Origin of the sequence: Mycobacterium sp., from assembly GCF_019247635.1 — a bacterium.
Lineage (GTDB): Bacteria > Actinomycetota > Actinomycetes > Mycobacteriales > Mycobacteriaceae > Mycobacterium.
Genome location: NZ_JAFBAR010000051.1, coordinates 1 through 10336, shown reverse-complemented (window position 1 = coordinate 10336; position 10336 = coordinate 1). Strand labels below are relative to the sequence as shown.

Here is a 10336-nt window from a genome sequence, read left to right as displayed (position 1 = left end):
GCCACCTTGTCCGCCGTCCCCGCCCGTGCCGCCGGTGGCGCCGGTATTTCCGATGGTCCCGGTATCGCCTGGGGCGCCGTCCCCGCCGGTGCCTCCGTCGCCGCCCGCTCCGCCGTTGTGCCCGGCGCCGGCTTTGCCGCCGGTGCCGCCGGTGCCGCCCGCCCCGCCGTTGCCTGCCGCACCCGCGGTGCCGCCGCTGCCGCCGGTACCGGCGGCCGCACCGGTGCCGCCCTGTCCACCATCACCGCCGGTGCCGCCGGCGGTGGCGTCGTTGGTGCCGTCGTCGGCGTAGCCGGCGCCACCGTGTCCCCCGCCCCCGCCGGTGCCGCCTGCGCCACCGTCGCCGTTGGTGCCGCCGTTGCCAGCGCCCCCGGCACCACCCTGTCCGCCGTCCCCGCCCGTGCCGCCGGTGCCACCGGGATTGCCGATGCTGCCCGTGGTGCCCTGGTGGCCGGCCCCGCCGGTGCCGCCCTGCCCGCCCTGACCGCCGTTGCCCGCGGGGCCCGCGGTGCCGCCGGTGCCGCCGGTGCCGATCGCACCGCCCGTACCCGCCGCGCCGCCGGCCCCACCGGTGCCGCCGACGGTGGCGTCGTTGGTGCCGTCGTCGGCGTAGCCGGTGCCGCCCTGGCCGCCGTTGCCGCCGGTGCCGCCCGCACCGCCGCTGCCGTTGCGGCCGCCGTTGCCGGAGTTGCCGCCCGCGCCACCCTGCCCGCCGTCCCCGCCCGTGCCGCCGGTGACCCCGGTATTGCCGATGCTGCCCGTGGTGCCCTGGTGGCCGTTCCCGCCGGTGCCACCCTGGCCGCCCTGACCGCCGTTGCCCGCGGCGCCCGCGGTGCCGCCACTGCCGCCGGTGCCGACCGCCCCACCCGCACCGGCCGCGCCGCCGGCCCCGCCGGTGCCGCCGGTGGTGGCGTCGTTGGTGCCGTCGTCGGCGTAGCCGGTGCCGCCGTGCCCGCCGTTGCCGCCGTTGCCGCCCGCGCCGCCGCTGCCGTTGGCGCCGCCGGCACCGGAGCTGCCGCCCGCGCCACCCTGCCCACCGGCCCCGCCCGCGAAGCCGGCGCCGCCGGTGTTGCCGATGGTGGCCGCGGCGCCCTGGTCACTGCCGTCGCCGCCGGCGCCGGCCTGACCGCCGTCACCGCCGTTGCCCGCGATGCCCGCGTGGCCTGTGGTCCCGAACAATCCTGCGCCGCCGCCGCTGCCGGACGTGCCGCCGTCGCCGCCGGCGCCACCGTTACCCCCGTTGCCGCCCGCCACGTTGTGGCCCACACCGGTGCCGCCGGACCCGCCGCCCCCGCCCAGGCCACCGGCACCGCCGTTGCCGCCGGTGCCTCCGGTGCCGAACAGTCCGTGGCTGGCGCCGCCGGCTCCGCCCGCCCCGCCCGCCCCGCCCGCAAAGCCGGACCCGCCGGCCCCGCCGATGGCTCCGCCGCCCGCAATGCCCGCGGTGCCCGCGCCACCGTTCCCGCCGGCCCCGCCAATCCCGCCGGCTCCGCCGGCCCAGCCCAGCAGCGCCCCGTCTGCACCGCCGGCCCCGCCGGCTCCGCCCGCCCCGCCGATGCCGGTCGCGTTGGGCGCGCCAGTTCCGCCGTTCCCGCCGGACCCGCCGAAGCCACCCAGCAGCCCACCGGCACCGCCCGCCCCGCCGTTCCCGCCGGAGCCCGAAAGCGCGGCCCCGCCGGCCCCGCCGAGGCCGCCATTGCCGAACAGACCGGCGTTCCCGCCGGCGCCACCGCCCTGCCCCGGCGCCCCGGACCCACCACTGCCGCCGTTGCCGTATAAGAGCCCGCCGTCCCCGCCGGCCGCCCCGGTGCCCGCCGCGCCATCTGCGCCGTCGCCGATCAGCGGGCGCCCCAGCAACGCCTCGGTGGGTGCGTTGATTACACCCAGCACGCCCTGTTCCAGGATCTGCAGCGGTGACGCGTTGGCGGCCTCGGTCGCGGCATACGTCAGCCCCCCCGAGGTCAACGCCTGCACGAACTGGTCGTGAAACGCCGCGGCCTGTGCGCTGATCGCCTGGTATTCCTGGGCATGCGCGCCGAACAACGCCGCAATCTGCACCGACACTTCGTCCTGCGCTGCGGCCAGCACATTAGTGGTCGGAGCCGCCGCGGCCGCATTGACCGCGCTGATCGCCGAACCGACATTCGCTAAATCCGCCGCCGCCCCCACCAACGTTTCCGGGCTCGCGATAACAAACGACATTCGGCACCTCCGAACACAACGACAACCCGACGACGGTTGTTGTCATGCTTGTGTGCGTTGTTATCGGCTGGCTGAGTTGTTTTTAGCGATCTGCTGTGAGTGCGCGCGCAGGTCCGGCTCGCGGTCACATCTGACCAGCGCGGAGCGCCGAGCGACCGTCAGGACACGTGATCGCCGTTGTTGCGTTCGCGAAAAAGCTTGTAGACCTCGATAGCGTCGTCGTGCGGCTCATAACGCATGGGCAGACGTCGCTGGTCCCATGGCTTTGCGAACTCACTGTAGAAGCTGCTCGGATCGATGTATTTGTCCTTGCCGCCTGACATGTACGGCCCGGTCGCCTCGCGGGTGGCCATGAAGACCACTTCGTCTGGCGCGCAGTGGTATAACGCCCCCAGGCACATCGGGCACGGATGGGCGATGGCATAGACGGTGCATCCGGTGAGGTACTCGGTACCAAGCTTGCGGCATGCCTCGCGGATGGCGCGAATCTCCGCATGGTCGAGCGGATCGTGGGTCTCAGGGACGAGATTCTTGCCCTCGGCAAGGATCTCGCCGTCCTTGACGATGACGGTCCCGAACGGCAGGCCGCCCTCGGCGACACTGATGCGAGCGATCTCGATGGCGCGCTGTGCGAAATCCATGGGATTCGAATCCTGTTTCAGCTGACCGGTTCTGGCTGGACTGGACAGCCGAAAGCGACGTCCTCCAGCCGCGCCGGCCCCGTTCCTTTCGCCGAGTCGGTCGTCCAGGGCCAGTCGTTGGATCGGAACGGCACCAGGGGAGGCAGCAACGCTTCCCGGCCCCTGTTGGCCATCTCGCGCTCGATTGCCGCACGGCCCCCGCCGCCGAGAAGTTCGACGTCCATGAGGAAGTGATCGCGGAAGAAGACGGAACCTAGCGAGCGGTCGGCGACGATGCGGCCGAGCACCTCCAGCATCTTCTCGGGAGTTGTCTCGAACTCCGGCGTTTCGATCAGCAACAACCGATCACCCATCGTCTCGGTGCCCATGAACTGAACCAGGACGCTGAAGAGGATGTTGTTGCGTCGCGCAACGTAGAGCGAGTTACTGACCGCATACGTGCGCTCCCAGGACGCACCTAACTCGTCCTTCCAATCCTCAACCACCTTCATCCAATGACCCACCTGAGCGCCGGAGCTGACGCCAATCAACTTGAACGACAACGGAGTAGTGGCACGCAGGTACTCTTCGACCTCGGCGTAGCTGTAGCCACCCTTGGTCAAGCACTCTTCCATGAAGGCCAGGTTGAGTTCCAAAACGCCACGCAGCGTGGAGCGAACATCGTCTGGAACATCAAGCGCGTCAAGGCTTTCCAGGGCCGACTGGTTCTGCGTCCGATACATCGCCAGCGGTGCCCGCCACAATTGATTCGCGTACGCATTGGACAGATATGGCGCCACGACCTCATATATTGCCATCGAGCTGTGACCCACCGACTTACCGATCTGGTAGATGATCGGGACGGGCGGGGCGAACTCCGGAGGTTGACCGGGACGGTAAAGGATCATCTGTCCGCCCTGACCACTGAATAACGCCAACAGGATTGGCACCTGATCACGCATATTCTGCAGGAACTTCACCAACGACGCGTCATACAACTGCAGCATGGATGCGTTGAGTGCCAGCACCGCGTCCTCGGCCACCACCCGCGGGCTCGCCGCCGGCTCGTCGGCGACGACGGGGCGCATGAAATCCGGGACTGCGCTTTCCTTGAGTTCAGCCATGTTGGTCACGTCCTTTTCTTATCTTCCTGAGCGAGTGAAGTTTCACGAGCTGAGTCACTCCTGATCCGACAGCCGGGTCACAGCAGCTTCCAAAACACCGTGGTCAGCAGCCAGAACAGCACTGCCCAGAACACCATCAGCGCGGCGATCACCATGGCAGTGCGGATATTGGTCGCCGCCTTCGGCGCACCGGGGGCCGGGTGCAGCCAGCGTTTGAGCAACGGATTCACGTAGAACGGCATCGTGACGAAGGTCATGACGAAGCTGGAAAACAAGTTCGAGAACAGCCTGTCCAGCCACACCGGCAGTTTCGCCGGTGACGTCACCAAGGCGAGCAGCATCACCGTCGGATACAAACCGACCCACACCGCAATCACCGTCTTCACGTCCGACGGGGCCTTTGCCTGACCACCGTCTGCTTCGAACGTGAACCAGTTGCCGAACGAGTTGTCGATAGTACGCAACCGAAAGTCGCTGAACTCCTTCCCCTCATCGAGCAGCTGCTGGCGTTCGCTCGACGTCAGCCACCGATCCAAGTCGGCCGCGCTGTCGTAGCGGTAGAGGGTTGTCCACTCCTCCTGCACGCCCTCGACCGGCCGGAAAATCTCAGAACCTCGGTATCCCGGAAAGTTGTTCTCCGCCAGCCGAAGCCGCTCCTGCCAACGAAGGAAATCGTCGACGTGCTCAGGCGGCACTCGATGGGTCACCACGGTCGTGACGAGGGTATCGGGGGGCGGCGCGCCGCCCGTGACGATCTGCTGGGTGGGTGGGCCGTCGCAATAGCGCCGCCGTTCTTCCAGCCCGTTCTGGCGCGTGGCGCTGTTGAGCCATGCCCGCAGATTCGGAATCGAGTCAAAGCGGTAGATCACCGACCAGTGTTGCTGCACGGATGTCGGCGCATTGATCTCTGCGGCAATGAATCCCGAATAATGCGACGCCGCTCTGTTCAATTCCTGTTGCCAGGAAACGAACGCCTTTTCGCAGTCAGGTCGAACCGTTTCGCCAATGATGACAGTGGCGAAGTTGTTGGCAAGTTTCTCGGACGTCATCGGATGTCTGGCCTCAGTGGGTCGGGATCAGCCGGGGTGACTGCAGGGCCATAAAGATCCGGTCGGGCGTCAGCGGCAGTTCGCGGTATCGGACCCCGGTTGCGTCGTGCACCGCGTTGGCCAGCGCCGGCGCGACCGGATTGATGCACATCTCGGCGATTCCCTTGGAACGCAAGGGACCCGCCGAGTCGGTGGAGTCGACCAGTATCACCTCGGTGCGCGGAGCGTCGGCGTAGGTCGGGATGCGATAGTTGCGCAGCGTCGGATTGGTCATGACGCCGTTCTCGTCGACGAGATGGTGCTCGGTCAGCACGAAGCCGAGGCCTTGGGTCACACCGCCTTCGATTTGACCGCGAACCTGTGCCGGGTTGATGACCATCCCGGCATCGGTGGCGTGCACGCTATAGAGAATCTGGATCTCACCGGTCACGCGGTGCACCGCGACACGGAAGCCATGCGTGTTGCAGGCAAGGCTGCGCGGCGAGCCATACGCCTTACGCGATTCGGTCAACCGTATCCCGCGGTCTGCGGCGGCGGCTGCCAGTTTGGTCAGCGGAACGCGGGCGTCACCGCATCGGACAGCATCGTCGTCCATGGTGCAGGATGCCAGATCCACACCGGTGTGTGCGGAAGCGAAGCGTAATATCCGGTCGCGCAGCGCGATCGAGGTTCGCTGAACCGCGTTGCCGGCGACGAACAGTCCGGCGCTGGCGAATGCCCCGGTGTCGAACCCGGTGCGGTCGGTGTCGGACTGGACGAGCCGGATCCGCGCCGGAGTGGTGCCCAGCTCGGCCGCGGCGATCTGGACGTGGGCGGTCGATGTCCCCTCACCGAATTCCACAGTGCCTACGGCGATCTCATAGATTCCATCGACACCGAGCGTGGCCAGTCCGACGGAAATGTGTTCGGTTGGTGGCGCGGTTTCGTGTATCGAGCTGGCCGTGCCGGTGCCGATCAACCAGTCGGCGCCAAACACCCGCCCGTCGGGACGGGAGCGCAGCGCGGCGTCGACACGATCGATGCACGCAGCCAACGTGTCCTCGGTGAACTCTACATCGTCGGCCTCGTCGTGGATCGACGCCAGCGCTTCACCTGGTCGAATGATGTTGCGGCGGCGCAAATCCAATGGATCCATGTCGAGCGCGACCGCCAGCTCATGCATCGCCGACTCCACCGCGAACACCGGCTGAGTCATGCCGTAACCACGCAGCGCGCCACTGGGCATTGTGTTGGTGTACACCGCATACCCGTCGAATTTCTTGTTGGGACAACGGTATATCGCAAGTGCGGAACCCCCGGCGAACAACGTCTCGCCGCCGTGGTTGCCGTAGGCACCGGTATTGGAGACGTTGCGGAACTGGATCGCGGTCAGCGTGCCGTCTGCGCGGGCCCCTAGTTTCACGGTGATCTTCATCGGATGTCTCGGGGAGGCCGTGGTGAATTCCTCTTCGCGGGTGTATTCCCAACATGTCGGGCGTCCGGTGTCCAGCGTGGCCAGCGCCACCAGATCTTCGCTGATTACCTCCTGTTTGCCGCCGAAACCGCCCCCGACACGTTTGCAGAACACCCGTACTTGGTCGGGGCGCAGGTGGAATAGGTGTTCCAGCTTCCCCTTGGCGATCCACGGGGACTGCGAGCTGGTCCGCACGTGCAGCCGGCGTTCTTCCATCCAGGCGATCGACCCGTGTGTCTCCAGATGTGCGTGCTGTACTCGCGGTGAGAAGTAGGTGCCTTCGTGGATGACATCGGCCTGGGCGAAACCCTGTGCAACGTCACCGATTTCACCATGTAGCTGAACCAGGATATTGTGCACCGGATCTTGGATGAACGGGTCGTCGGTTCCATGCAGTTGCGGCGCACCAAACTCCATCGCCTGTTCGGGATCGAACACCGCGGGCAACACCTCGTACTCGACGACCACCTTGCGGCAGCCCTCTTCGGCAGCGCCGATGCTGTCGGCCAGTACCGCAACCACGCGCTGGCCGACAAAACGCACGACGTCGTCCAAGATGTACGTATCGTCGGGGTCGACGAGATGATCCGTGTGGATCGCGGTGCTGAACAGCTTGCGGGGCACGTCTTCCCACGTGTACACGCGGTGCACTCCGGGTACGGCCAGCGCCGCCGACTTGTCGATCGAGACGATGCGCGCATGCGCATGAGGTGAGTGCAGCACCTTGAGATGCAGCATGTCCGATTGGTCGGTATCCATCGTGTACTCGGCGCGCCCCGTTACCACCTCGGTCCCCGCGGGCGCGCCCACACTCGTGCCGATCGCCTGGCCGGATGCTGCCTCCTCGATCGCGGCCACGCCATCGATTGCATCCTGGATCGCGCGATACCCGGTGCAGCGACACAGGTTACCTTTCAATGCATTCGGCAGATCCTTCTTTTGCTCGTCGGTCAACGCTGCCGCAGTCATGATCATGCCGGGAGTGCAGAACCCGCACTGGAAACCGGGGGAGTCGCGAAACTGCCGCTGCACAGGGTGCATGTTCTCGGGGCAACCGAGCCCCTCGATGGTGGTCACCTGATGACCGTCGGCGCGGAACGCCGGGGTAATGCAGCTGTGCAGGGGATTACCGTCGAGCCAAACCGTGCACGCGCCGCAATCGCCTGCGTCACAACCTTTCTTGACCCCGTGCCAGCCCAGGTGCCGCAGGAACGTGCGCAGGCACTGGCCCGGACGCGGTTGCTGTGAGAACGTTTTGCCGTTGACGGTGTAGCTCATGCCACGCCCGCGAGTTCGACTCGGATTTCTTCGGCGTAGTACCTGGCCAGGTGCCGACGATGATCCGGTGTGCCGTTGGCGTCGGCGAACCAGACCTCCGGCGGTATCGCATCGATGTGCGCTTGCAAAGTGTCGGCATCGGGGACGTTGCCAAACAACAGAACCACCGGGTAAGTGGTGCCCGCCGTGATGGTCAGCATCAGATCGTCGGCGGCCGGCGTCTGGGTCGCGACCATGAAAATCGTCGAGCGGCCAAGCTTGGTCAAAGTGAACCGCCGGTGCGTGTACCGCTTGCATAAGGCGTGTTCGGGGATGTGGACACTACGCAGGATTTCCCCCGTCCGCAGCACGTTCTGGTGCTCGCCGATGACGAAATCCCTTGCCCCGACCAGTCGTTCGGTGCCGTCCGCGGCCCACAGGCGGTAGGTCGCCTCGAGTGCCACAGTCATGGTGATCATCGGTCCGGCAGGCAGGGACATGCAGATATTGCCGCCCACCGTCGCGGCATTCCACACCTTGAACGACGCCAGGAAAGCCTCACAGCTGCTACGCAACAAGCCTCCGGCCAGCCAGCCTGCCGGCGGGCAAAACTCGTGCAGTTCCCTGACTGTGCAGGTCGCGGCGATCTCGAGGCCCCCGGCATCGGTTACCAGCGCGGGCCACGCAAGTTTGGTGAGGTCGACCAACCGGCGGACGGTGGGCTGCGGCTCTGAAAACAACCAAGTGCCCCCGGCCAGCCACGCATCGCCGGGCCGCCAGCTCGCACCGGGCCGATCGGCGGGTTGGCGGATCACTTCAGTGACGGTGTTGAGGTCCACGGCGCCCCCCGATTGGCCCGTTGGCGGAGCTGGGCAGACCCACTGTAAACGCCGGCCTCGATTCGGGAGGCGTTTCGGATGTTTCCGGCGCACCGCAATGATCCCTGCGGCCACATGGCAATTCCCGCATGCGGGGAGGTTTCCGTACTGCGACACACGTCGCCGCGTCGGGAGCTCGGCGGCCAAGCCAGAATCACCTCAAAGTCGACCGCGGCAAACACGAAAGTGTCATCATCGCCACATAGGTCGGGGCCCGACGAAAGGTCGCAAGCGTTGCGTGACGTACTGGCCGAGCTGATGCCGATTTGGCGAACCGGCGGCACCGCTGGTGTCGCTACGGTGGTGCGCACGCTGCGATCGGCGCCGCGTCTGTCGGGCGCGGCGATGGTGGTCGCTCCCGACGGGGCGGTCACCGGGTCGGTTTCCGGCGGCTGCGTTGAAGCTGCGGTATACGAGCTGGCTGCCGAGGTGGTGCGAACTGGTCGCCCCCAGTTGCAGCGCTACGGCGTCAGCGTCGACGACCCCTTCGCCGCAAGTCTCACCTGCGGCGGGAACATCGACGTCTTCGTCGAGCCGGTGTCCCGCGGCACCTTTCCGCAGCTGCAGACGGTGACCGACAACATCGCCGCCCACCGCCTGACAGCCGTCGCCACGGTCATCGCACACCCCGACCAGGGCTGGTTGGGCCGCCGAATGATCATCACGACTGACGCGGTCGACGGATCCCTCGGGTCGGCGCGGGCCGATGCCGCCGTCACCACTGCGGCCCGAGGCCTGCTGGCAGCGGGAAGTACAGCCGTCCTGACCAGTGGGCCGCATGGTCAACCTCGGAATACCGGCATGGAAGTGTTCGTGCAGAGCCACACGCCTCAGCCTCGGATGTTGATCTTCGGCGCGGTTGAGTTCGCCGCAGCGCTGGCATTCCAAGGCGCTTTTCTTGGCTACCGGGTCACCGTCTGCGACGCCCGTCGGGTGTTTGCGACCCCGGCTCGTTTCCCCGCCGCCGACGAGGTCGTCGTCGACTGGCCCGACCGCTACCTGAAGGCGGAGGCCGCGCGGGGGGCCATCGACGCCCGAACCGTCATCTGCGTGCTCACCCACGATCCAAAGTTTGACGTGCCGATACTGCAGGTGGCACTGCGTTTGCCCGCCGCAGGTTACATCGGCGCGATGGGGTCGCGCCGCACGCACGACGACCGGTTGGACCGGTTGCGCGGAGCCGGCCTGACCGAGACCGAATTGGGTCGGCTGACCAGCCCCATCGGCCTTGACCTCGGTGCCCGCACCCCGGAGGAAACCGCGGTGTCGATCGCGGCCGAGATCGTCGCGCGCTGTTGGGGCGGGGGTGGTCGTCCCTTGAGGCAGCTCGAGGGCCGCATTCACCACGACATGACGCCATGACCCCGCGCGTCGTCGGAGTGCTGCTGGCCGCCGGCGCCGGGCGACGCTATGGAAAGCCGAAAGTACTGGTCGACGGCTGGCTGGACCTGGCGGTGCGCGCTCTGCGGGACGGCGGATGCGCCGAGGTCGTTCTGGTGCTCGGTGCCGCCGGGGTGACCGCTCCGCCCGGGGCCGCCACGGTCATTGCGCGGGATTGGAGCGAAGGATTGAGCGCTTCGGTGCGTGCGGGGCTGGCGCAGGCTGATCGCATGCACGGCGAGTTCGCCGCGCTGCACGTCATCGATACCCCCGATGTCGGAGCCGCGGTGGTCGCTCGAGTCATCGACCGCGCGTTGGCATCCCGCGCCGGGCTGGCCCGTGCCTATTTCGGTGAGCGGCCGGGTCATCCCGT

General features: G+C 67.1%; 8 protein-coding genes. 2 read left to right on the top strand and 6 right to left on the bottom strand.

What is annotated here, in order from left to right:
• From JO236_RS07355 to JO236_RS07330, 6 genes are all read right to left on the bottom strand, one after another.
• Nucleotides 1-2202: PE family protein (locus JO236_RS07355; protein ID WP_293326774.1), on the bottom strand; the 2202-nt coding region annotated here is incomplete at its 3' end.
• A 158-nt stretch (nucleotides 2203-2360) separates the two neighbouring features.
• A complete protein-coding gene (locus JO236_RS07350; protein ID WP_293326772.1) occupies nucleotides 2361-2843 on the bottom strand; it encodes a nucleoside deaminase in 483 nt (160 codons plus the stop codon).
• Between the two features lie 17 nt (nucleotides 2844-2860).
• On the bottom strand, nucleotides 2861-3955 hold the full coding sequence (locus tag JO236_RS07345; protein WP_293326770.1) for a hypothetical protein: 1095 nt from the start codon (nucleotides 3953-3955) through the stop codon (nucleotides 2861-2863).
• A gap of 68 nt (nucleotides 3956-4023) precedes the next feature.
• Nucleotides 4024-4995: an antibiotic biosynthesis monooxygenase gene (locus JO236_RS07340; protein WP_293326768.1), complete on the bottom strand. Its 972-nt coding sequence runs from the start codon at nucleotides 4993-4995 to the stop codon at nucleotides 4024-4026.
• 13 nt (nucleotides 4996-5008) lie between these two features.
• Nucleotides 5009-7726, bottom strand: coding sequence for a molybdopterin-dependent oxidoreductase (locus JO236_RS07335; RefSeq protein ID WP_293326765.1), 2718 nt, complete (start codon nucleotides 7724-7726; stop codon nucleotides 5009-5011).
• Nucleotides 7723-8544, bottom strand: a complete 822-nt coding sequence (locus tag JO236_RS07330) for an FAD binding domain-containing protein (RefSeq protein ID WP_293326762.1) — start codon at nucleotides 8542-8544, stop codon at nucleotides 7723-7725. The genes JO236_RS07335 and JO236_RS07330 overlap by 4 nt, the downstream gene beginning before the upstream one ends.
• A 273-nt stretch (nucleotides 8545-8817) precedes the next feature.
• Here JO236_RS07330 and JO236_RS07325 point away from each other — a divergent pair, with 273 nt between their 5' ends.
• Together JO236_RS07325 and JO236_RS07320 are read left to right on the top strand one after the other, a co-directional pair.
• Nucleotides 8818-9945, top strand: a complete 1128-nt coding sequence (locus tag JO236_RS07325; RefSeq protein WP_293326760.1) for an XdhC family protein — start codon at nucleotides 8818-8820, stop codon at nucleotides 9943-9945.
• The coding region (locus tag JO236_RS07320; protein WP_293326758.1) for a nucleotidyltransferase family protein at nucleotides 9942-10336 on the top strand (395 nt) is incomplete at its 3' end. The genes JO236_RS07325 and JO236_RS07320, both read left to right, overlap by 4 nt.

Coding starts and splice junctions, on each gene's coding strand:
- JO236_RS07350 (WP_293326772.1), bottom strand. CDS start 2,843: ATGGATTTCGCACAGCGCGCCATCGAGATCGCTCGCATCAGTGTCGCC.
- JO236_RS07340 (WP_293326768.1), bottom strand. CDS start 4,995: ATGACGTCCGAGAAACTTGCCAACAACTTCGCCACTGTCATCATTGGC.
- JO236_RS07335 (WP_293326765.1), bottom strand. CDS start 7,726: ATGAGCTACACCGTCAACGGCAAAACGTTCTCACAGCAACCGCGTCCG.